This is a genomic window from Ruegeria sp. BHSC029, from assembly GCF_059613085.1.
The window spans coordinates 142654-165652 of record NZ_JBXWRU010000003.1 but is presented as its reverse complement, the minus strand read 5'-3'; the positions used below and the strand labels follow the sequence as shown (position 1 = coordinate 165652).

21 protein-coding genes are annotated in these 22999 nt (G+C 61.8%); 13 read left to right on the top strand and 8 right to left on the bottom strand.

Annotated features, from left to right (window positions below):
- Positions 1-53: 53 nt before the first annotated feature.
- Together AC2FML_RS07840 and AC2FML_RS07835 are read right to left on the bottom strand one after the other, a co-directional pair.
- Complete coding sequence (locus AC2FML_RS07840; protein WP_170357059.1) at positions 54-683, bottom strand: glutathione S-transferase family protein; 630 nt, start codon at positions 681-683, stop codon at positions 54-56.
- A gap of 92 nt (positions 684-775) precedes the next feature.
- The gene (locus AC2FML_RS07835; RefSeq protein WP_496735134.1) at positions 776-1273 is read right to left on the bottom strand and encodes a class I SAM-dependent methyltransferase; all 498 of its coding nucleotides are present in this window, start codon (positions 1271-1273) and stop codon (positions 776-778) included.
- A gap of 230 nt (positions 1274-1503) precedes the next feature.
- Here AC2FML_RS07835 and AC2FML_RS07830 point away from each other — a divergent pair, with 230 nt between their 5' ends.
- From AC2FML_RS07830 to AC2FML_RS07810, 5 genes are read left to right on the top strand one after another with little or no spacing between them, the layout of a single operon-like run.
- Entirely contained in the window at positions 1504-3276 is a 1773-nt protein-coding gene (locus tag AC2FML_RS07830) for an ABC transporter ATP-binding protein (RefSeq protein WP_170390840.1), read from the top strand.
- Positions 3269-5182, top strand: coding sequence for an ABC transporter substrate-binding protein (locus AC2FML_RS07825; RefSeq protein WP_496782694.1), 1914 nt, complete (start codon positions 3269-3271; stop codon positions 5180-5182). The genes AC2FML_RS07830 and AC2FML_RS07825 overlap by 8 nt, the downstream gene beginning before the upstream one ends.
- A gap of 13 nt (positions 5183-5195) precedes the next feature.
- Positions 5196-6224 carry an ABC transporter permease gene (locus AC2FML_RS07820; RefSeq protein WP_170364965.1) on the top strand — a complete coding sequence of 343 codons (1029 nt, stop codon included), beginning with the start codon at positions 5196-5198 and terminating at the stop codon, positions 6222-6224.
- Entirely contained in the window at positions 6221-7375 is a 1155-nt protein-coding gene (locus AC2FML_RS07815; protein ID WP_170357056.1) for an ABC transporter permease, read from the top strand. Before AC2FML_RS07820 ends, AC2FML_RS07815 begins: the two co-directional genes overlap by 4 nt.
- Entirely contained in the window at positions 7372-8721 is a 1350-nt protein-coding gene (locus AC2FML_RS07810; protein WP_496782692.1) for a CoA transferase, read from the top strand. Before AC2FML_RS07815 ends, AC2FML_RS07810 begins: the two co-directional genes overlap by 4 nt.
- 93 nt (positions 8722-8814) lie before the next feature.
- Here the strand turns inward: AC2FML_RS07810 and AC2FML_RS07805 are convergent, their stop codons facing one another.
- Positions 8815-11187 carry a mechanosensitive ion channel domain-containing protein gene (locus AC2FML_RS07805; protein WP_496782979.1) on the bottom strand — a complete coding sequence of 791 codons (2373 nt, stop codon included), beginning with the start codon at positions 11185-11187 and terminating at the stop codon, positions 8815-8817.
- 373 nt (positions 11188-11560) lie between these two features.
- Here AC2FML_RS07805 and AC2FML_RS07800 point away from each other — a divergent pair, with 373 nt between their 5' ends.
- The 7 genes from AC2FML_RS07800 to AC2FML_RS07770 are packed head-to-tail and all read left to right on the top strand — an operon-like array spanning position 11561 to position 18059.
- Positions 11561-12775 (top strand): glycosyltransferase family protein, encoded by a 1215-nt coding sequence (locus AC2FML_RS07800; RefSeq protein WP_170340379.1) that lies wholly within the window; start codon positions 11561-11563, stop codon positions 12773-12775.
- A complete protein-coding gene (locus AC2FML_RS07795) occupies positions 12772-14019 on the top strand; it encodes a glycosyltransferase family 4 protein (RefSeq protein ID WP_496782690.1) in 1248 nt (415 codons plus the stop codon). Before AC2FML_RS07800 ends, AC2FML_RS07795 begins: the two co-directional genes overlap by 4 nt.
- On the top strand, positions 14019-15095 hold the full coding sequence (locus AC2FML_RS07790; protein WP_496735124.1) for a glycosyltransferase family 4 protein: 1077 nt from the start codon (positions 14019-14021) through the stop codon (positions 15093-15095). The genes AC2FML_RS07795 and AC2FML_RS07790 overlap by 1 nt, the downstream gene beginning before the upstream one ends.
- Entirely contained in the window at positions 15092-15676 is a 585-nt protein-coding gene (locus AC2FML_RS07785) for a histidine phosphatase family protein (RefSeq protein WP_170441485.1), read from the top strand. The genes AC2FML_RS07790 and AC2FML_RS07785 overlap by 4 nt, the downstream gene beginning before the upstream one ends.
- Complete coding sequence (locus AC2FML_RS07780) at positions 15673-16815, top strand: glycosyltransferase family protein (RefSeq protein ID WP_496782688.1); 1143 nt, start codon at positions 15673-15675, stop codon at positions 16813-16815. The genes AC2FML_RS07785 and AC2FML_RS07780 overlap by 4 nt, the downstream gene beginning before the upstream one ends.
- Positions 16812-17564, top strand: a complete 753-nt coding sequence (locus AC2FML_RS07775) for a polysaccharide deacetylase family protein (RefSeq protein WP_170405060.1) — start codon at positions 16812-16814, stop codon at positions 17562-17564. Before AC2FML_RS07780 ends, AC2FML_RS07775 begins: the two co-directional genes overlap by 4 nt.
- Positions 17565-17582: 18 nt before the next feature.
- Entirely contained in the window at positions 17583-18059 is a 477-nt protein-coding gene (locus AC2FML_RS07770) for a class I SAM-dependent methyltransferase (protein ID WP_496782687.1), read from the top strand.
- On the opposite strand, the gene AC2FML_RS07765 is transcribed toward AC2FML_RS07770, so the two are convergent.
- A complete protein-coding gene (locus AC2FML_RS07765; RefSeq protein ID WP_496735120.1) occupies positions 18060-19202 on the bottom strand; it encodes an alpha-D-ribose 1-methylphosphonate 5-triphosphate diphosphatase in 1143 nt (380 codons plus the stop codon).
- Positions 19203-19254: 52 nt separating this feature from the next.
- On the opposite strand from AC2FML_RS07765, the gene AC2FML_RS07760 reads away from it, so the two are divergent.
- Positions 19255-19938 (top strand): DUF1045 domain-containing protein, encoded by a 684-nt coding sequence (locus tag AC2FML_RS07760; protein ID WP_496782685.1) that lies wholly within the window; start codon positions 19255-19257, stop codon positions 19936-19938.
- Here the strand turns inward: AC2FML_RS07760 and phnN are convergent.
- Genes phnN through AC2FML_RS07740 form a run of 4 tightly spaced genes read right to left on the bottom strand, consistent with a single transcriptional unit; the run spans position 19914 to position 22800 of the window.
- The gene (gene phnN, locus AC2FML_RS07755; RefSeq protein ID WP_170451063.1) at positions 19914-20468 is read right to left on the bottom strand and encodes a phosphonate metabolism protein/1,5-bisphosphokinase (PRPP-forming) PhnN; all 555 of its coding nucleotides are present in this window, start codon (positions 20466-20468) and stop codon (positions 19914-19916) included. The genes AC2FML_RS07760 and phnN overlap by 25 nt on opposite strands.
- On the bottom strand, positions 20465-21148 hold the full coding sequence (phnL, locus tag AC2FML_RS07750) for a phosphonate C-P lyase system protein PhnL (RefSeq protein ID WP_170339802.1): 684 nt from the start codon (positions 21146-21148) through the stop codon (positions 20465-20467). Before phnL ends, phnN begins: the two co-directional genes overlap by 4 nt.
- A gap of 24 nt (positions 21149-21172) precedes the next feature.
- Positions 21173-21943, bottom strand: coding sequence for a phosphonate C-P lyase system protein PhnK (gene phnK / locus AC2FML_RS07745; protein ID WP_170357044.1), 771 nt, complete (start codon positions 21941-21943; stop codon positions 21173-21175).
- Complete coding sequence (locus AC2FML_RS07740; RefSeq protein WP_174819621.1) at positions 21940-22800, bottom strand: alpha-D-ribose 1-methylphosphonate 5-phosphate C-P-lyase PhnJ; 861 nt, start codon at positions 22798-22800, stop codon at positions 21940-21942. Before AC2FML_RS07740 ends, phnK begins: the two co-directional genes overlap by 4 nt.
- Positions 22801-22999 lie beyond the last annotated feature (199 nt).

Genomic DNA, 22999 nt, shown 5'->3' with positions numbered 1-22999 from the left:
AAGGACGCTAGGGGCACTGTTCACTTCTGTCTAGACATTTCTGTACAGTGCTGTCAGGCGCTGGCGCTGGGTCGCGCCTGCACGCTGTCGAACCAGGCCCGGGTTGCCGTGTTGCCCTCGGGGATGCGCATCTTGATGACACGGGCGAAATCCACGAACACGAAGGTCGAGATATCGGCCAGCGAGAACGCCTCGCCCGCGATGAAGGCGCTGTCTTGCAGACGTTCTTCGAGCAAGTCGAAGAACGCTCCGACGCGCGCGAGGCCGCGTTCGGCCAGTTCCGGGATCTGCGCGTGGTTCTGCGGTCCGGGGATGGCGCGGTCCTTGAAGGCCGGATGCGTGTTGCGCAGCGCGTCTGCGATGGGCGCCCCGCCCTGTTGCTCGACGATCGCGTTCCACATCAGCACCAGCCCTTTCTCGTCCGGTGTCCGCCCCATCAACGGAGGCTCAGGGAAGCGCGCCTCGAGATAGGCAGCGATGCCGAGGTTTTCGGTCAGAACGGTCCCCTCGTCGGTAACCAGAACCGGAATGGTGGCGCGGGGGTTCACCTTTCGGAACGCCTCGCTCATTTGCTCGCCCTTGGCGATCGAGATGTCGCGGGTTTCGATCTGCAGCCCCTTTTCGGCGATGAACATCCGGGCACGGCGCGGGTTCGGGGCGGTCGAGCAATCGTAAAACAGCATGGGCGGTCCTTTGCGTGAACGTCACGCGTAGGTTAGACCGCCCGCCGTGCCGGGATCGAGTCCCCGCGCAAAGTGACCCTGCGGAACGCCGCTCAGCGCCGGTAGATAAAGCAGCGATCCGGAACCGCATCTGCGGGAAGGGTCTGCTCCGTGAGCGTCTCGAAATACATCCGGTCGCTCGAGACCATCAGCCCGCCCTCGGCCAGCAGCGGTTCGATCAGGGGTGACACAAAGCGGGCGAAGGCATCGTTCTTTTCGCGGTTGTGGCCGCCCAGATCGGCATGGATCAGGCTGGCGGTCGCGCCGAACCGATCCAGCGCGGCGGGCAGCGTCTCGCGCACGTCGCCCAGGATCAGACGATCTTCGGGCGGGGTGGAATCGGGGTGCGAGGCCACAGCACGTTCGAACACATAGACGGGTCGGTTGCGGACCCGGTTCATCATGTGATGATAAGTGCGCCCGTTTCCCAGACCCAGTTCGAACACCGGACCGGCCAAATCGGCCGTGTCGGCAATCGCGAAATCCAGACATGCCCGCTGCGAGACCATGCGATCAATGAACAGATCCAGTCGGCTTTGCGCGTCGGACATTGCGAAATATCTCCCTGATACCTTAACGACCACCAATCGCGGCCAATCGCGGCTTTGATGACAAAAACTCAAGACTTTGTGTAGGCACAATGCACTGTTCGTCACGTTTCCGCGACATTTCAGCCCAAGAAGGTATTTGACTAGTCGCCCCCAAGCGCGCGAAACTGCGACAAAAAACCAGGGAGTTCAAAACCAATGTCACGTGGTGGCCACACGGGTGGAAAGCCCGCATGACGGCCTTGCTGTCTGTCCGAGACCTGAGCATCGGTTTCGGCGCCGGGGAGCCCGTCGTCAGAGATGTGAATTTCGATGTCGAGGCCGGGCAAACGCTGGCATTGGTCGGGGAATCCGGGTCGGGCAAGACGATCTCTTGCCGGGCGGTGCTGCGCATTCTGCCCAGAACGGCCCAGATCCGCAGCGGCGTGATGCAGCTGAACACCTCCAAGGGCAGCGTCGCGCTGTCCGAAATTTCCGAACGTGAGATGCGTGGCATCCGCGGCAATCGAATTTCGATGATCTTCCAAGAACCTATGCGGTCGCTGTCTCCGTTGCACAAGATCGGCAACCAGGTCAGCGAAGTTCTGTGGCTGCATCGGGGCGCCTCCGAGTCTGAGGCCCGCAAGGAAGTGCTGTCGCAGTTCGAACGCGTGGGTTTTCCCGATCCGGCGCGTGCCTATGACTCGTATCCCTTCGAACTTTCGGGCGGGATGCGTCAACGCGCGATGATTGCGATGGCGATGGTGTCCAAACCGGAATTGCTGATTGCCGACGAACCGACAACTGCGCTGGATGTGACGACCCAGGCTCAGGTGCTGGGACTGATCAAGGATCTGCAGAAAGAAACTGGTATGGCGCTGGTTTTGGTGACGCATGACCTGGGCGTGGTCGCCAATATGGCCGAACAGGTCGTCGTCATGCACAAAGGCCGGGTGATGGAGGCGGGTTCAGCCGAGCTGATCCTGAATGCTCCGGCCCATCCCTATACCCGCCAGCTGTTTGATGCGGCCCCCGAGATCCCGGACAAAGAAGCCGTGGGAATTCCGATGCCGGACGAGGATCTGATCCTCGACATGAAGGATGTGTGCAAGACCTACACGATGCGGTCGTCGCGCGGTTGGAAAGCGGACAAGCTGATTTATGCCTGCCGGGGCGTCGACCTGAAACTGGCCCGCGGCAAGACGTTGGCCGTAGTCGGCGAAAGCGGATCGGGCAAGACCACCGCGGCCCGGATCGCGCTGGGGGCCGAGTTGCCAGACCCGGGCGGCGAAGTGCTTTTTCGCGCCGCGCCGGGCGAGGACCCGATACGCGTCCACCAGATGACCCGCGAGGAGCGCACGGCGTTTCAGCGCAAGGCTCAGATGGTGTTTCAGGATCCCTACAGTTCTCTGAGCCCGCGCATGCGCATTCAGGATGCGATGACCGAACCGCTGGAGATCCACAATATCGGTACGACGGCCGAGCGCCGCGACAAGGCCGCTGAGATGCTCGAACGCGTGGGATTGAACGCCGGGATGCTCAAGCGCTACCCCCACGCTTTCTCCGGCGGTCAACGCCAACGCCTGTCAATCGCCCGTGCGATGATGCTGGATCCGTCCCTGATCGTCTGCGACGAGCCGACATCGGCTTTGGACGTTTCGGTCCAAGAGCAAATCCTGACCCTTCTGGAAAGACTGCAGGACAGTCTGAACCTGTCCTATCTTTTCATTTCTCACGATCTGGCCGTGGTCGCCCGTATCGCGGACGAGGTCGCGGTCATGCGCCAGGGGCTGGTCGTCGAACAGGCTCCACCCGAGACGTTGTTCTACAACCCGCGCCACCCCTACACCAAGGCTCTGATTGCCGCACAACCCGAACCCGATATCAATCGTCCCATCGATCTGAAGCTGGTCGCCCTTGGCGCCGGGTCTCCGGACAGTTGGGATGACGCCTTTAGATTCTCTGACACCATGATACCTTCACTCGTGGAAATGGAGCCCGGCCATAAGGTACGTTGCCATGTTTAAGACCACTCGATTCAAGTTTCTGGCCGCCGCGCTGACGCTGGGCGCGGCGCTGCCCGCCTGGGCCGACACCCTTCCCGACCTGCAGGAAAGCACGTTCTGGAAAGCCGAGGTGGACATCGGAAACCTGCCCCCGGTGCAAGATCGCATCCCGCAGGAACCGCTGATCGTCGACCTGTCTTCGAAAGGGCGCGAATTCGGCAAACAGGGCGGAACCCTGCGCACGATGGTCACCCGGTCCAAGGATATCCGGCAGATGGTGGTCTATGGCTACGCCCGACTGGTGGGCTTCGATGCCCAGTACAATCTGGTCCCCGATCTGCTGGCGTCTTACGACAACGAAGAAAACCGCAAGTACACTCTGCACCTGCGCAAGGGGCACAAATGGTCGGACGGCACACCTTTCACCTCGGAAGACTTCCGATACTGGTGGGAAGACGTGGCCAACAACGAGCTCCTCAGCCCGTCCGGCCCCCCAGATTTCCTGCGGGTTGAGGGCAAACTCCCCACTGTCACGTTCCCGGACGAAACGACGGTGATCTACGAATGGGACGACCCGAACCCGAACTTTCTGGCCTCACTGGCGCAGGCGCGACCACCATTCATCTACCGCCCTGCTGCGTTCCTGAAGCGTTATCATGAGAAATATGCCGACAAGGAAAAGCTGGACTTCGAGGTCAGTGACGCACGTGTCAAGAGCTGGGCCGCCCTGCACAACAAGCTGGACAACCTCTACAAGTACGACAATCACGAACTGCCCACTCTGCAGCCGTGGCTGAACGCGAGCTCGGGCAAGAAGATCCGGCACAATTTCGTCCGCAACCCCTATTACCACCGCATCGACTCGAAGGGTTTGCAACTGCCATACATCGACGTAGTCGAGATGGAGATCGTTGCTCCCGGCCTGGTGGCGGCCAAGGCCAATGCCGGTGAGGCCGACCTGCAGGGTCGTGGACTTGATTTTCGGGATGCCTCGATCCTAAAAAAGGGCGAAGCCAACGGAAATTACAAAACTCTACTCTGGAAAACCGGTGTCTCGTCACAGATCGCGATCTACCCAAACCTGAATTTTGAAGACGAGGTCTGGCGCAATGTGCTGCGCGATGTCCGTGTCCGTCGCGCTCTTTCGCTGGCCATCGACCGTCAGACCATCAACCAAGCGCTGTACTTCAAACTGGCGCATCCGGCCGCCATGTCGGTTCTGCCTGCCTCGCCCTTCTACAGTGAAGAGAATGCGCAGGCCTGGGCGCAATACGACGTCGCACAGGCCAACGCCCTGCTGGACGAGGTCGGGCTGACGCAGCGCGACAAGAACGGCATACGCCTGTTGCCGGACGGCCGCCCCATGGAACTGGTGATCGAGACGGCCGGGGAACGCCAAGAGGTCGAGAACGCGCTGCAGATCGTGACTGATACGTGGCGGGAAATCGGGGTGAAACTGGTCATGCGTCCGCTTGACCGCGACATCCTGCGCAACCGTGTTTTTGCCGGCAATACGATGGCTTCGGTCTGGTATGGCTGGGATGATGGCATCCCGCAGCTGCATACGTCACCGGTTTACCTGGCCCCGACCGACCAGGTGTTTCTGGCCTGGCCAAAATGGGGGCAGCACTATCAAACCGGCGGCGAAGCCGGCGAGCCGCCCGACCTGCCCGAAGCCCAGCGCTTGCTGGAGTTGAACCACATCTGGGAACTTGCAAAAACCGAGGATGAACGCCGGGCGGTCTGGGAGGAAATGTTGAAGATACACGCCGACCAGATCTATGGCATCGGAATTCTGAACGGCGCGCCCCAGCCGATCGTGGTTTCAAACCGTCTGCGCAATGTTCCCGAACAGGCCATGTGGGCGTGGGAACCCGGCGCGCATTTCGGAGTGCACCGCCCAGACGAATTCTTCTTCGCCGACTGACAGGAGCGGATAGATGATCATGCTCCGCTACGCGGTGTATCGCTTTTTCACGATGCTGCTGACCCTGTTGGTGGTATCGATGCTGATCTTCGTGATCATCAACCTGCCGCCAGGAGATTATCTCAGCAATCAGATTGCCGAGCTGCAGGCTTCGGGGCAGTCGGCCGGTGTGGCCAAGGCGGAATTCCTGCGAAAGGAATACGCTCTGGACCGCCCGATGTGGGAACAATACCTGATCTGGGTCGGCTTCTTTCCCGGCCCTCATGGGTTTGAGGGATTGCTGCAGGGCAACTACGGCTGGTCCTTTGAATTCGATCGTCCGGTTGCCGACATCGTCGGGGACACGCTGTGGCTGACCGTGGTCGTGAACCTTGCCGCGATCCTGTTCGTCTATGCCGTGGCCTTGCCTCTGGGCGTTATGGCGGCGGCCAAGTCGCGGACTTGGGTCGACTATACGACCGCCTTCGTGGGCTATCTGGGATTGGCGACGCCCAACTTTCTGCTGGCGCTTATCCTGTTTTACTACGGGCACCGTTACCTCGATTTGCCCATCGGCGGATTGATGGACCCGGTGTATGAGGGGCAACCCATGAGCTGGGACAAGATGAAGTCCATCCTGGTTCATCTGATCGTGCCCACATTCGTGATCGGCACCTCGGGCGCCTCGGCCATGATGCAGCGCCTGCGCGCCAACATGCTGGACGAATTGGGCAAGCCATATGTTGAAACCGCTATAGCCAAGGGCATGTCGCCGTCGCGGATGCTGACCAAGTACCCGCTGCGCGTCGCCTTCAACCCCTTCGTGGCCGACATCGGCAACCTGCTGCCCTCGATGGTGTCGGGATCGGTTCTGGTTTCGGTGGTGCTGGGTTTGCAGACCATCGGCCCCACGCTGCTGACGGCGCTTAAGACACAGGACCAGTTCCTGTCAGCCTTCATTCTGATGTTCGTGGCGCTGCTGACGCTGATCGGCACCATGATCTCCGACATTCTGCTGGTCATGCTTGACCCGCGTATCCGGTACGAGGGGCGCGAAGCATGAGCAAACTTCCCGACGGTCGCTTTGTCGACGACGCCCCGTTTGATCCCGAAGCATCTTTGCAGCAATTGGAGCGCAGGGATCTGGACGCCCCGAATTGGGTTCTGGTCTGGCGCAAGTTCAAGACACACCGGCTGGGTCTGATATCGGGCATTTTTCTGCTGCTGTGCTATCTGATGCTCCCGTTTGCAGGGTTCATCGCGCCTTATGGCCCGAACGAACGAAATGGCGAACATCTCTACGCACCGCCCCAATCGGTGAACTGGTTCCACCAGGGCGAGTTCATTGGGCCGTTCGTCTACCCGATCGTGGCCGAGGCCGACCTCGAGACGTTCCAATGGAAATTCGTCCCTGACACCGAGGATCCGCGACCCGTGCGGTTCTTCTGCGAGGCATCCGAGTACAAGCTGGCCGGGCTCATCCGGTCAAACACGCATCTGTTCTGCGCCCCGGAAGGCACGACACTGTTCCTCTGGGGTTCGGACCGGCTGGGCCGCGATATCTTCAGCCGCATCCTCTATGGCGCGCAGCTGTCGCTGACCGTGGGCCTGATCGGCATTTCGGTCTCGTTCTTCCTTGGCATCCTGTTCGGGTCGTTGGCCGGCTATTTCGGCGGGCGGATCGACTGGGTCATCAACCGCGTGATCGAAATCCTGCGGTCTTTGCCCGAACTCCCCCTGTGGCTGGCACTATCGGCCGCAGTTCCGTCGAACTGGTCGCCGGTTGCGGTGTTCTTCATCATCTCGATCATCCTCGGCATCCTCGACTGGCCAGGGCTGGCCCGATCCGTGCGCGCCAAATTCCTGTCGCTGCGCGAAGAAGAATATGTGCGCGCCGCCGAGATGATGGGTGCCAGTTCCGGCCGGGTGATCCGCAAGCACCTGTTGCCGAACTTCATGTCACACCTGATTGCCTCGGCCACGCTGTCGATCCCCGCCATGATTCTGGGTGAAACGGCACTCAGCTTCCTTGGCCTCGGCCTGCGGGCACCGGCGGTCAGCTGGGGCGTGATGCTGAACGACGCGCAAAACCTCGCCTCGATCGAGATCTATCCGTGGACGGCCATCCCGATGCTACCGATCATCGTGGTGGTGCTAGCCTTCAATTTCCTGGGTGACGGGCTGCGCGACAGTCTGGACCCCTATCAGCAATGAGCCTGCTGGCTTCGCTTCCACCGTCCGAGGCCTATCGGGTCGCCGGTTCCGGTGCGCTTCCCAGCGCCTTTGCCGTATCCGAGCTGGCAACAGCCAGCTTTGCTGCCGTGGGCCACGAGCTTGGACGGTTCATGCAGGCCACCAATCTTGTCTCGCTCCCACCCAAGGCAATGGTCGATCACCGCCTTGCGTCGCTGTGGTTCGGATACTCGTTCAAGCCCGAAGGCTGGGATATGCCAAGCCTCTGGGATCCGATCGCGGGCGACTATCGGGGGGCCGATGGCTGGATCAGGTTGCACACCAACCTCCCCCACCACAGGGAAGCGGCCCTCAGGGTTTTGGCGACCGAGGGGGATCGTGCCGCGGTGACGCAGGCCATCAAGAGCTGGTCGGTCTCGAACCTTGAAACGGATATCGTGGCGCAGGGTGGTGTTGCCGCCGCCATGCGCAGCCGGGCCGAGTGGCTTGACCACCCGCAAGGCCGCGCCGTGACGCGGGATCCGTTGGTCGGCTGGCACGGCCCACGCCGGATCACCCTGCGCGACAGGCCTCAGGCGCGCGCGGATCGGCCTTTGGCCGGGCTTCGGGTTCTCGACATGACGCGCGTGCTGGCAGGCCCTGTTTCCACCCGCACGCTGGCCGGGTTCGGAGCCGAAGTGCTGCGCATCGACCCACCAGGTTGGGATGAGCCGGGCGTGATCCCCGATATCTCGCTCGGCAAGCGCTGCGCATATCTGGACCTCAAGACACCCGCCGGCCTGGAAAAGCTGCAAGAGTTGCTCGCGCAAGCGGATGTCTTTGTCCATGGCTACCGCCCCGGTGCGCTGGACGCGCTTGGCCTGACCAAAGAGGTGCGCGATACGGTCGCTCCAAACCGGGTCGAGGTTACACTGGATGCCTATGGTTGGCAGGGGCCCTGGGCCACCCGTCGCGGATTTGACAGCCTCGTCCAGATGAGCGCGGGAATCGCTGACGCCGGCCGCGTTTGGGCCGGAGCCGACAAACCCACCCCGCTGCCAGTTCAGGCACTTGACCATGCCACCGGCTATTTGATGGCCGCCGCTGTCCTCTCGGCCCTGACAGAAGCGGCTTCGGGGCATTCGATCATGGATGGGCGCCTGTCGCTGGCGCGCACCGCCGAGTTGCTGGCCAGCCTCGCGAAATCCGAGACAGGCGACCCGATCACCGCTGCCGAACCCGGGGACTACGCATCCCGATCGGAAGAGTCCGGCTGGGGCCCCGGCAAACGGCTGAAACCCGCGCTGAGCGTCGGTGAGGCACGGATGCACTGGCCGATCCCGGCATCCCGGCTCGGCACGTCCGATCCAACGTGGCAAACCACTTGAACAAAGGCCCGACCGCCGCGCGGAACGCACGGCCCTGCCCAACGCTTGGAACGATGACGCAGCGGCGCCGCAGGTCAAAGGGGCGGGAGCGCCCTAGCGGTCGTCTCCACCGGGGCCGATATCGTCCAGATAATCCTCGTCAATCGCGGCTTGCACCGCGCCGGTGACCGCCTCGCGTTGTTTCGGAGACAGGTCTTCGGGCTCCTTGCCATCGGCCAGTCGTACCGTGACTTCGCGGTGGGCAAACTTGATGCCTTCGCGCGCGAACAACTCGCGGATTTCTTGGTACACCTTTTTGCGCACCAGCCACTGGTCGCCCGGCTTGGTCATAAACTTCACCCGGATGATCATCGCGGAATCCTGCATCTCGATAACGCCCTGCGACTTGAGCGGCTGGATGAAGTTGTCCCCGATCACCGGGTCCTCCAGCAACTCCTGTCCCAGCTTCTTGATCAGTTTACGGACCTTCTCGACGTCCGTGTCATAGGTCACGCGCAGAGGCAGTTTCATGATCACCCAGTCGCGCGAGTAGTTGGTCAGAACCTTGATTTCACCAAACGGGATCGTGTTCAGGGCCCCCAGATGGTGGCGCAGCTGGAAAGACCGGACCGAGATTTTTTCGACCGTACCTTTGACATCTCCGATGTCGATGTATTCACCCTTGCGGAACGCGTCATCCAGCAGGAAAAACGCGCCCGAGAAAATGTCCCGCACCAGGGTTTGCGAGCCAAAGCCCACGGCCAGACCGACAACGCCGGCGCCTGCAAACAGCGGGCTGACATTTATTCCCAGTTCCATCAGAACGATCAGCACGATGGTCACGACCACCACGGCCAGTATGGCGCCCCGGAACAGAGGCAGCAGCGTGGCAAGGCGGCTTTGACCGCCCTCTCCGCCCTCGTCACCCAACTCGGCCTCGGCGGCTCCATCATCGGTTTCTTCGGCGATCTTGGTGTCGATCCAGATCCGGAAGAAGTGGAACAGGATGTAGCCGATGAACAGGATCACCATCACATCCAACGCCCTGCCAATGGGCAAATCCTCGCTCCAGCTGGCTTCGGGATTCCAGATGACGACCAGTGCGTAGATGCCGACGACAAAGGCCAGGATGCCCGCGACACGCCGAGCTAGATCTTCGTAGGTCACCAATGTGTGCTTGCGCTTCTCCGCCTCGGGCGTCTCCGAGGTCCGCATTGTATCTTCATCGGTATCGATCTCGGCATTCAGAGCCTCGATCTGCCGGTTGCGATCGAAGTACCGCTCGAGCAGATAGTTCATGGCGCCATATGCGATGACGACCGACATGAAGATCATGTAGCTGCTTGCGACGATCGGCAGCGAGTCCTCGGTCTCGAGCACCAGATCCACCGCCAGCTTGAACCAACTGAAGACCAGATAGACGATCAGGGCCGGGGCCCAGCCAAATGATACGAACCGCAGCAACCAGGACACCTGGTCTGGCTGGCGGCCGCCTCGGATGGCGTTCGAAATGGCCCGGGCATTGAACAGGATCATCAGGATGTTCCCGACCATCCCGATCAGGGTCAGCCCGCCATAAACCATCGCGTAGACGTTGTAGTTCAGCCCGAAATCCGCCACCCAGGTGGAAAACAGAACAGCGGTAATGTCATAGGTCGCCAGAGCCGATGCCCAGATATACAGCCGCTTGGCGTCACGGTCCGAGAATGGCGGCAGCCTGTACTGGCTGAGATACGGCGACAGCACCATCCGCCACAGGTCGGAAACCGTACGTGACAGGAAAAACGCAGTGAAAATCGCCGTGACGGTGAACTGGATCGAGATATCTTCGGCCTCGCCAAAAAACAGATACCCAACGATCAGAGCCATCAGCATTGCAAACACCGTGGCCCCGATACCCATCAGAAACCGGAACACAAGGAACGGCATCTTTTCCCGATACCCCTGCGGGTTTTCCTTGATCCGGGCGACGACCCACCGTCGGGCAAAGCGCTTGCCGTACAGCTCGATCGACAGCCATCGGCCAACCATCAGGAACAGTATGTTCCATCCCAGCACCTCGACATAGGTGAAAATCCGGCCATCAGGACTGGTTTGCTCGAGGATGTAGCGCACCTCGAAGATCGAATAGGGCAACGCCTCAAGGCGGGATCGCACGGCTTCGCTGAACTTGGCAAAGCGCTCCTGCGCCTTCATCAACTGCGAACTTTCCGCCATCGGATCATGAGCGACGTCCTCGGGCTGGCCACCGGCCTGTCCAACCGAGGATACGACCTGCCCGGCGCTGTCGATGACGATCACGCTGGCGCCCGCCTCGGTCGCGGCGCGGATCGCGGCCGCAACATCGTTGTCCTGCGGGGCCTCTGTTTCACCGGACGCCCCGGGATACCCCGGGATCAGCGAGGTCTGCGCCGCCGCACCGGTCGCGCAGACCAGAGCGATTGTCCACGTCAGGAACAGTACACGGACAAGAAAGTTCGGTTTCATAAGGTCTTGCATCCTGATCTCTTGCTGCACGACAGCCTATAGAACGCACCGGCCTTGATCAAACGATCCACTCGCTGCTTCCCGACATCGTGTAGGACCGTGTTTTTGGCGCAAGCCCAAAGGCAGGATGTTTCCAACCCTCTGGAATTCCTATAAGAGCAGGCAGCATCCGGCAAATCCGGGCTTTGCCAACTTCGGGGAATGTTGCAGGCTTCGCGTTATTGGTGGCTTGCGCAATGGCTGTTGCCAAATCGCAATGATTGACGCATTTGCGGCTTTGACACAGACCCTTTGGCAGGCGGCGTCAAAAAATATAAGATAACTGGTGCGAAACGCGCGGAAACTGCACCGTAACAAAGATACGAGCGAGGGCATGAGCCTAGGCATCGACGACAAACAGACCGGTCGCGCTCCGCGCATAATGTTCTACAGTCACGATACGTTCGGACTGGGTCATCTCAGACGCTCCCGAGCGCTGGCTGCGGCAATGACGCGGGCGAACCCGCGGGCCTCGGCCCTGATCCTGACGGGCTCGCCCGTTGCCGGGCGCTTCACTTTTCCGCGGCGCGTGGACCATGTACGCCTGCCGGGCGTGACCAAGCGGGCCGATGGTTCGTATGCCGCGCGCACGATCGGAATGGGGATTGACGAGGTCACCGAGCTGCGTTCGGGACTGATCCAGACCACCGTGCGCCAATTCGATCCGGACGTCGTCGTCGTCGACAAGGAGCCGACCGGTTTCCGGGGCGAACTGCTTCCTACCCTTGAACAGCTGCATCAATCCGGGCGCGCCAAACTGGTACTGGGCCTTCGCGACGTTCTGGACGAGCCCGAGGTTCTGGCGGCGGAATGGGCCCGAAAGGACGCAGTCGCCGCGACCGAGAAATACTATCACGAAATCTGGGTCTACGGCCTGCGGTCGGTTTATGACCCGACAGAAGGATTGCCGCTCAGCCCGTCGGCGCAGGCGCGGATTCACTGGACCGGCTATCTGCGCCGCGATCTCGGCCCTGTCGGCGAACCTCCCGAGCAGCCCTATATCCTTATCACGCCCGGAGGCGGTGGCGACGGGAAGGCAATGGTCAACCTTGTCCTGTCCGCGTATGAAAAAGACCCTGATCTGTCCCCCCGAGCCCTGCTTGTCTATGGCCCTTTCCTGTCCGGTGAGTTGCGCGAAGAATTCGAGGCCCGCGTGGCGGCCCTGAACGGTCGTGTGACGGCGGTCGGGTTCGAATCCCAGATCGAAACTCTGTTCGCCGGCGCGGCGGGTGTGGTCTGTATGGGCGGATACAACACGTTCTGCGAGGTGCTCTCCTTTGACAAACGCGCGGTGATCGTCCCGCGAACCACCCCGCGGCTGGAACAGTGGATTCGCGCCTCGCGCGCCGAGGAACTGGGCCTTGTGCGGATGCTGGACGAGACCCGCGATGGGTTGACGGCCGATGCGATGATCACGGCCATTCGCAACCTGCCGCAGCAGCCCCTTCCCTCGCAGGCGATCCGGGCTGGTTTGCTGGATGGCTTGGACTATGTCTCTGATCGGGTCGAGGCCCTGCTGAGCGTGGAACAGGAACGAGCGACCGGATGACCGACGCAGAGCCGAGACTGGCGGTGTTGGTCAAAGGTTGGCCGCGCCTGTCCGAGACGTTCATCGCTCAGGAACTGGTTGCTTTGCAGGATGCCGGCCACGCCTTCGACATCTGGTCATTGCGCCAACCAACCGACACCAAACGCCACCCCCTGCACGACCGGTTTCAGGGGCGGGTGCACTATCTTCCCGAATACCTGTACCAGGAACCCCAACGCGTATGGGCGGCGAGACGAACCGCACAGGCGCTTCCGGGTTACGCACAGGCCTACCGGGTGTGGCGACAGGATCTGCGTCGCGATCCCACGCACAACCGGATCCGCCGCTTTGGACAGGCTTGCGTTCTGGCCGCGGAATTGCCCGGCGACACGCGCGCGCTGTATGCCCACTTCCTGCATACCCCGTCCTCGGTTGCCCGCTATGCTGCAATCATGCGCGGCCTGCCGTGGAGCTTTTCGGCTCACGCCAAGGATATCTGGACGTCGCCCGAGTGGGAAAAGCGTGAAAAACTTCACGCTGACACCTTCGGAGCGGCGTTCGGCGCAACCTGCACCGAGATCGGCGCGCGGCACTTGCGCGATCTGGCCGATGACCCCGCCCGTGTCGATCTGATCTATCACGGGCTGGACCTGACGCGATTTCCTGAGCCGCCCGTACGAAAACTGCGATCCGTCGATGAACGGTTCCATATGGTGTCCGTCGGACGACTGGTAGAAAAGAAAGGCTTTGATCGCTTGATCCACGCCTTGGCCATACTCCCCCCAGAGATCGACTGGCACTGGACCCACATTGGCGGCGGCACCTTGTCGGACAACCTGCGCGGCCTGGCGGAAAACCTGCGCCTACAGGATCGCATCGCCTGGAAAGGCGCCTGCGATCAACCCGAAGTCATTGCGGCCATGCGCGAGGCGGATCTGTTCGTGCTGCCCAGCCGCATCGCCGCGGACGGGGACCGGGACGGACTGCCCAATGTCCTGATGGAAGCCGCGTCGCAAAAACTACCGATCCTGTCCACTCCGGTCTCGGCCATTCCCGAATTCATCCAGACCAACGTGCACGGCATCTTGTCCGATGACGAACCCAAGGCGCTTGCAGACGCTATTTCCACCCTGGCCGCCGACCCGCAGAAAGCGGCAATCATGGCCGATGCGGCTTATGACCGCTTGCTTGCCAGTTTCCGCATGGACCCCGGCATTGCACGTCTCTCCCGCCGCCTGAAAGCCTTGTGCGCGGAGGGTGCCTGATGGTTCGGGTCGCCTTCTATGCGCCGATGAAAGCCCCAGACAGCCCGGTACCATCCGGCGACCGCGAAATGGCTCGCAACCTGATGGCTGCAATCGGGGCCGATGGACATCGTGTTGATCTGGTCTCGCGGCTGCGCATCTATGACAAGACCGGAGACCCGGACCTTCAGAACCGTCTCTACCGCGAAGCCGCGGCCGAGGCCACCCGACTGAGCACAGAACTGCCTGCAGATACAGGCCTCTGGGTGACCTATCACAACTACTACAAAGCTCCGGACCTTTTGGGGCCCGCGGTCTGCCGGGCGCGGGGAATACCCTATGTTCAGCTTGAGAGCACCCGCGCCATGTCGCGCCTTTCCGGGCCCTGGGCCGGCTTTGCCCAAGCTGCGCACGATGCCTGCGACGCCGCGCAGGTGATCTTCTATCACACAGCAAATGACTTGATCACACTGGAACGCGAGCGGTTCGGTGATCAGTCATTGATTGAACTCCCACCCTTCCTGCCCCGATCGGACCTGCCTCGACCCTCTAGATGCGCGGGGCCGATGCTGACGGTGGGAATGATGCGTTACGGGGACAAGTTGGAGTCTTTCCGCATTCTGGCCGATACGCTGGCATTGCTGAATGGGGATTGGACGCTGAACATCGCCGGCGACGGACCAGCCCGCCCGGATGTCGAGGCTTTGATGGCCCCCTTCGGCACAAGCGTCCGGTTTCTGGGCCTGCTCAGCCGCGATGACCTTGAAACGATCTACTCCGATGCTGCTCTGTTGGTATGGCCGGGCGTCAACGAAGCCTACGGGATGACCTATCTCGAGGCGCAGTCCGCGGGCGTCCCCGTTGTCGCCCAGGATCGCCCGGGAGTGCGCGACGTACTGGCGCCTGCCAATCATCCTGCCCCTGATTACGGCGCCGCCGCGCTGGCCGAGCGAATTGACCGGCTGCTGTCCGATCCCGAACTGCGTCGGAGCGAAGGTCAAAAAGCGCGCGACTACGTGGCCGGCCGTCATTTGATGCCAACCGCAACGCGGACGTTCTGGTCGGCAGTTTCTTCGCTGGTAGAGGAGATGTCATGACACGTCTGGCCCTTCTGCGCCACGGTCATACCGCCTGGAACCGCGCAGGGCGCATTCAGGGGCGCAGCGACATCAGCCTCGATGATCAGGCAAAGGCCGAACTGGCCCGATATCGCTTGCCAACTCCTTGGGACCGGGCCGAACTATGGTCCAGCCCCCTGACCCGCGCCAGCGAAACTGCGCGGCTGGTCGCCGGACGCGAACCCGCAACCTCGGCCGCCCTGGTCGAGATGAATTGGGGCAACTGGGAAGGCCAACGCGGGGAAGACCTGATTGCAGATGCCAACACTGGTTACCGGCATATCGAGGATTGGAGCTGGGAATTTCGTCCCCCCAACGGCGAAAGCCCGGCCGACATTCGCCGCCGCCTTGTGCCATGGCTGTCCAGCCTGACCGGTGACAACGTAGCTGTCTGCCATATCGGAATCATGCGGGTCATCCTGGCGCTTGCCTGGGGGTGGGAGTTCACAGGCCCCGCGCCGTTCCGCATCAAACGCAATCGTCTCTACGTGGTCGATTTGGAGCAAATGCGACCGGAGGCTGAGCCCGTCCGGCTTATCCCGCGCGAGGCCGGGTCATGAGGACCATGATCGTCGTCACCCATCTGCTGGGGACCGGACATCTCAGCCGAGCCTTGACCTTGGGTCGGGCTTTTGCGGATGCCGGACACGACGTGACCGTCGCATCCGGTGGGATGCCTGCACCACAACTGAATGCGGATGGAGTTTCCCTGCTGGCACTGCCACCCCTGCGTTCGGATGGTACCGATTTCACGCGGTTGCTGACGGCCGACGGAGATATTGCAGACGCGACCTATCTGAACTCCCGCGCTATTGCCCTGACCGAGGCTGTTCGACGGGTAAACCCCGATGTCCTGATAACGGAACTCTATCCCTTCGGGCGCCGAAGCTTGGCCGACGAATTTCTGGCCCTGCTGTCCACTGCGCGGTCACTGCCGTCCTGTCCGGTTGTTCTGAGTTCGGTCCGGGACATCCTCGCGCCACCGTCGAAACCCGCCAAAGCTGTACGGACCGAAGAAATCATTGTGCGTTTCTATGACGGCGTACTGGTTCATTCCGACCCCGAAATCACGCCGCTGGATGCCAGCTGGCCGGTTACAGGCAACTTGGCCGGACGCCTGTTCTATACGGGCTTTGTTGCCCCGCCTGCGCCGGGTCCTCATGAACAGGGGGAAGGAGCGAATGAAATCCTGGTCAGCGCTGGCGGCGGATCGGTCGGACAACCGATCTTTCGCGCGGCCATCGAGGCCGCTCAAAAGATGCCTAACTGGCGCTGGCGCCTGCTGGTCGGCGGTCAGGATGCCCAAGACCGGATTGCCGAACTGAGGCACATGACAAATGGCGAAAATGTCCTTCTGGAACCCGTACGTCCGGATTTCAGACAAATGCTGCCGCTGGCCGCAGCCTCAGTCAGCATGTGCGGGTACAACACCGCCATGGACTTGCTGCAATGCGCGACTTCGGCCGTTCTGATCCCATTCGACGATGGCAAGGAAGTGGAACAGACCCTGAGGGCAAAGAGCCTGGCGCGCCTGCCTGCGGTCGACGTGCTGCCCAGTGCGAAGCTGACCGGAGGGACATTGGCCCAAGCAGTCGACCGCGTCCTGCATCAAGGCTCGCGCGAACCCTTGGATGGCGGGTTTGACGGTGCCCGCAAGTCGGTAGAGATTGCCACCTCGCTCTGGGAGGCTCGGCAATGACAACCGATTGGACACCGCTGCGATCCGAATTGCAGGTGTGGCGAGAGGCTGGGCTTACGCTTCCACTGTGGTGGCGGGACGATGACGCGATCGCGCCCAGCCGGCAATTGGACCGTTTGGTGGGCCTGTCATCCCGAACCGGGCTGCCGGTTCATCTGGCCATCATTCCACGCGATGCCAGTCAGGATCTGGTCGACCAGGTTGCCAACCAGACCAGCTTGGTTCCGGTGGTTCACGGCTGGGCGCACCAGAACCACGCGCCTGAAGGCGAAAAGAAGTCCGAGTTCCGCCTGCATCGTCCGCTCGCCTCGATTGTGTCTGATGCACACCATGGCTTCCTGCGTTTGCAGGAGTCCTTCGGTGATCGTCTGTGCCCGATGTTCGTCCCCCCTTGGAACCGCATCGCGCCCGAAGTGACGGCAGAGCTTGCGGAGATCGGCTATCAGTTCCTGTCCACGGCCACGCCCAGAACGCACGTAGAAGCAGCGCCAGGCCTGACTCAGGTCAATACCCATCTGGATCCGATCGACTGGCGCGGTACGCGAGGGTTGGCCGATCCGAATGCGTTGATCGCCAAAACCGTCTCGATGCTGCAGGATCGCCGCGAGGAACGTGCCGACCCAACCGAACCTTTTGGCGTGTTGACCCATCATCTTGTCCATGATCAACAGATCTGGGACTTTACCGAGGCGCTTCTGGATTGTCTCATGGCGGGCCCCACACGCGTCTGGTCCGCAGGACCACACTGATTACCCGAGGAGACATTGATGAGCCGACTGGATTCCATGCTGCGACGCCTGACCGCCCAGCGCGACGGGCTGAACTGGGCTGCGGCGCGGATCAAAGGGCTGAAAGGCGATGTTCTGGACATGGGTTTGGGCAACGGCCGCACCTATGACCACCTGCGCGAGATCCTGCCCGACCGGCGCATCTGGGTCATGGACCGGGTTCTGCAATGTCACCCGGACAGCACCCCTCCGGCCGAAGATTTTCTGCAGGGCGAGGCTGAACCGATGCTGAAGAAGCTGGCCGAAGATGGCCCGCGGATCGCATTGGCGCATTATGATTTCGGTCGCGGGATCAAACACGAAGACGTGGCCGAAGCGGCGAGGCTCAGCAAGCTGATTGGCTCGGTCATGGTTCCAGGCGGGTTGCTGATATCCGGCCAACCGCTGGAAGGGTTCGAGCAGATCAACGGCCCGGTCTCCATCGCGCCTGACCGCTATCTCTTCTACCTCGCCTGATCAGGCCACGCGCTGCCCGCGCGACCAGACCGCGGTCAGGGCCGGGACGTCGCCCCGCATTCGAAATCGGATCAGGTCTGCCCGCAGCCCCGGTTTCAGAGCGCCGCGATCCGCTAGGCCCGCCGCCCGCGCCGGAGCCCGTGTCACAGTGGCGATGCCACGCGCCATGTCATCCCAGATGCGCCCAAGAGTAACGGCTGACAACAGCAAGGCTGACGGCACATAGTCCGACGACAGAATGTCCAAACACCCCAAGTCGGCCAGTTCCCGTGCTGCCACATTCCCAGAATGTGACCCGCCCCGGATCAGGTTTGGCGCGCCCATCATGACCTGAATGTCATGAGCGTGACAGGCCCGTGCGGCGTCGACCGTCGTTGGGAATTCGGCCAGCCGAATGCCATGACGGGCGGATATCGCCACTTGCGCCTCGGTCGTGTCGTCGTGGCTGGCCAGAACCGCTCCGAAGCGGCGCGCGGCGTCCACGGCCTCTTGCTCGTGGCGGTCTCCATTGCGGTCCCTCAGCCCCCGCAACTGGTTGACGTGCCGTGCGAACATGTCGTCATCCATAGCGTACTTGCCTTTGAGATAGGCTTCGAACTTGGACAGGTCCCTAAACTGGCGCTGGCCGGGCGTGTGATCCATCAACGAAACGATGCCAACCCGGTCTTCTGGACCGAATTCCTGCAATTCCTCGACCAGCGTCTCAGAACAGACTTCGGCGCGCAGATGCAGAAAGTGGCTGATCTTGAGTGCGTCCTGCTCTCGCAACTCCCACAGCTCGCGCGACAGTCCGCGCGCGTATTTCAGATACCGTCCAGCACCGGAGGGGATCGACCCCACCCGCATGGCGTCAAAGACCGTCGTGATCCCGGTGCTGGCCAGTTCCGCGTCATGCGCCAGAATGGCTGCGGCATGGGGCCAGTCCACCTTGGGCCGCGGCTGGATGTGGCGTTCCAGGTTGTCGGTGTGCAACTCGACCAGGCCGGGCGACACATAGTCCCCACCACAGTCAATCGCGCCTTTCGGAACAGCCGCGCCGGTGTCTATGTCAGCGATCGTCTGGCCAACGACACGGACACACCCCCGGACGGTCTCATCCGGCAGAACAAGCAACGCATTGGCAAGGGTCAGTTCATCTGTCATCGGATTTTCACGTGGTTTGAGGTAAGGAGAGGCCACGCAACAGGAGGCCATTGTGAATTTTGCGCGATACGCGATCTATTTCGTTCCCCCAGCCCAATCCGACTGGAGCAGGTTTGCAACCGCGTGGCTGGGGTGGGACATCGATGCGGGACGGACCGTCGACCATCCGGCCATTGACGGGTTGGACGTCGCCTCGGTAACACAAGTGCCGCGCAAATACGGGCTTCATGCCACGATGAAGCCGCCATTTCGCTTGCGTGAAGATCAGTCGCTGTCCACTTTGCAGGACACCTGCGCCCGTTTGGCCGGTAAATTCGCCCCCGTTTCGCTGGACGGGCTCGAAGTTGCACGCCTTGGTCGGTTTCTTGCTTTGCGGCCCGTGGGCGACACACGAGACCTGAACGCGCTTGCGGCGGCTTGCGTCCGCGACCTGGACCCTTTTCGTGCCCCGGCCTCGGAAACCGAGATGAACCGGCGCCGAGCGGCCGGGCTGACCATGGAGCAGGACGCCAATCTGACGAACTGGGGCTACCCATACGTTCTGGAGGCTTTCCGCTTTCACATCACCCTGTCCGGTCGCCTGAGCAAGCCGATGCTGGAAAACGTGCAAACCGTTCTGAACCAACGGCTTGTCCCATTGCTGCCAGCCCCTTTTGACATAGGGGACCTGGCCCTTGTGGGCGAGGCTGAAGACGGGCGGTTCCATATGCTTCAACGGTACGCCCTTTCGGGTTGAAGGCCGGACAAGATGGTTTCAACGGTTGCATCCAGTGACCCGGAATTGTCGACCTCGATCACGTGGTTCAGGCCTTCGGGCAGGGCTGCAGTGGCGCGCCCCAAACGCCGGGCTTGATCAGCCGCGCTTTCCCGGCCGCGCACTGCCAGACGTTGTGCCAGAACCTTTGGTTCGGCCGTCAGGGATATCACGATCAGCTCTCGAAATTCCTTCTGCGCCTCGGGCAACACAGCCCTTGAGAGGTTGACCAGAACCGCATCGGCCCTTCGGCGTTGGTCCGTGATCGCAACGGGTATGCCGTAGTGCAGCCCGTGCGCGGCCCAGCACAGAACAAAGCTGCCCTCTTGGACCATTGTTTGAAACGCCCGGTCGGACACGCGGTCAAAATCCTCACCGCCTTCGCCATGGGGACGGGTGATGACTCTACGCACCCTTTCGAAGTTCGACGCGCGCGCCAGCAGTGCTTGGATCACGCTGTCTTTTCCAACACCCGAAGGCCCGACAACTGCAATGACCGGGGCCATCTTCATGCCGCCGCCCCCGGCGCAAACTGCGTGACGTCGACCACGCGGCTGCAGACCCGGTCACGGGCCTCTTGGTCGTGGAATATCCCAATGATCGCCGCGCCGCGGGCCTTTGCTTCTTGGATCAGGGACAGCACGGTTTCGCGGTTTCGTGCGTCAAGGCTGGCCGTGGGTTCATCCAGCAACAGAGCCGGATAGTCATGCGCAAAACCACGCGCGATATTCACCCGTTGCTGTTCACCGCCCGAAAATGTCGTGGGACTGAGGCGCCAAAGCGGTTCCGGAATATTCAGGCGCTGAAGGAGGCCCGCTGCCTTGTCCAGTGCGGTCTGCCGCTCGCACCCCTGAACCAGAAGCGGTTCGGCCACGACCTCCAGCGTCGGCACACGCGGCACAACACGCAGAAACTGACTGACATAGCCCAGGGTCTCCCGGCGCAGTTGCAGGATCTCGCGCGGTTGGGCCCGGGCGACGTCGAGGCCGCCCACCCGCACCTGCCCCGAGGCCGCCAGGTAGTTGCCGTAGATCACCCGCATCAGTGTGGACTTCCCGGCCCCGCTGGCCCCGGTCAGGGCCACGCATTCTCCGGCCCCGACCTGCAGCGACGCGCCCGCCATCACCGGGATCACGGCGCCGCCCTGATTGTGCAGGGTAAAGCTCTTGCTCACGTCGATCAGTTCAATCATCGGATTTCATCTTTTCTGTAGCATTCAAACCTGCAGGACGCTGGACACAAGCAGTTGCGTATAGGCATGCTGCGGGTCGTCCAGCACCTGATCGGTCAGCCCCGCCTCGACCACCTCGCCATCCTTCATCACCATCAAGCGATCCGCCAGCAGCCGCACCACGGCAAGATCATGGGTGACGATGATGGCGCTCAGCCCCATCTCGCGCACCAGACCGCGCAGCAGGTCCAGCAGCCGCGCCTGCACCGAGACGTCCAGCCCACCGGTCGGTTCATCCATGAAAACCAGCCGCGGACCGGTCACCAGGTTGCGCGCGATCTGCAACCGTTGCTGCATGCCGCCCGAAAACGCGCTGGGGCGGTCGTCCACGCGGCTTTCCGCTATCTCGACCCGGCCCAGCCAATCCAAAGCCTGCCCGCGGATCTGGCCATAGTTCCGGCTCCCCACGGCCATCAGCCGTTCGCCGATATTGCCGCCGGCGCTGACCGACATGCGCAGCCCGTCGCGGGCATGTTGATGCACAAAGGCCCAGTCGGTGCGCCCCAGCATCCGGCGGGCCGGTTCCGACATCGTGACCGTGTCCACCGGCCCGTCGGCGCGGGTATCAAAGATCACCTGCCCGGCATCCGACTTAAGATGCCCAGCCAGACAGTTCAGCAGGGTCGACTTGCCCGACCCGCTTTCGCCGACGATCCCCATTACTTCACCGGGGTAGAGGTCGAAACTGACATCCCTGCAGCCGATCCGCGCGCCATAGCGCTTCTCGATGCCTTTGACCTGCAAGAGCGGGGTCATGCCGCATCCTCCTGCGCCAAACGGCCTTGGTGTCCGGCCTCGCGGCGGGACCGGCAGAAATCGGTGTCCGAACACACGAACATCCGGTTGCCTGCATCGTCCGTGATCACCTCGTCCAGGTAACTGTCTTCGGCCCCGCACAGATCGCAGGCGTGATCGGCCTTGCTGGCCTCGAACGGATAGTCCTCGAAATCGAGGCTGACCACCCGCGTATGCGGCGGCACCGCATAAATGCGCTGCTCGCGCCCGGCCCCGAACAGCTGGATCGCGTCCATTTCCAGTTTCGGATTGTCGAATTTCGGGATCGGAGACGGGTCCATCACATAGCGGTCGGCCACCCGGACCGGATAGGCATAGGCCGTGGAAATCGCGCCGTGCTGGCTGATGTCTTCGTAGAGCTTCACATGCATCAACCCGTATTCCTGCAGGCTGTGCATCTTGCGCGTCTCCGTCTCGCGCGGTTCCAGAAACCGCAGCGGTTCGGGGATCGGGACCTGATAGACCAGGATCTGATCGTCGCGCAGCCTGGCCTCGGGGATACGGTGGCGGGTTTGGATGATGGTCGCCTTCCCGGTCTCTTCGGTCGTGGCCACGCCCGCCGTCTTCTCAAAGAACTTGCGGATCGACACAGCATTGGTCGTGTCATCTGCTCCCTGATCGATCACCTTGAACACATCGTCCGGTGTCAGCGTCGCGGCCGAGACCTGAACCCCGCCCGTGCCCCAACCATAAGGCATGGGCATCTCACGGCTGGCAAACGGCACCTGATAACCCGGAACGGCCAAGCCCTTGAGAATGGCCCGGCGGATCATCCGCTTGGTTTGTTCGTCCAAATATGCGAAGTTATACTCATTCATTTGATGTATCACTTTCGTTTTTTGGTGTTGTTGTGGACGGTTTTCTGGTTACCTCGGCCTTCGCGGTCGTCATGCTCTACTTTCTCTGGCGCAGGATACATTCCCAGCGACGGCGCCGGGCCATGCGGCGGGACGCGCGAGGCGAATGGTCTGCGATCAGCGCGGACGCGCCACGCCGGGCTGCGGCTGGCAGGGCATC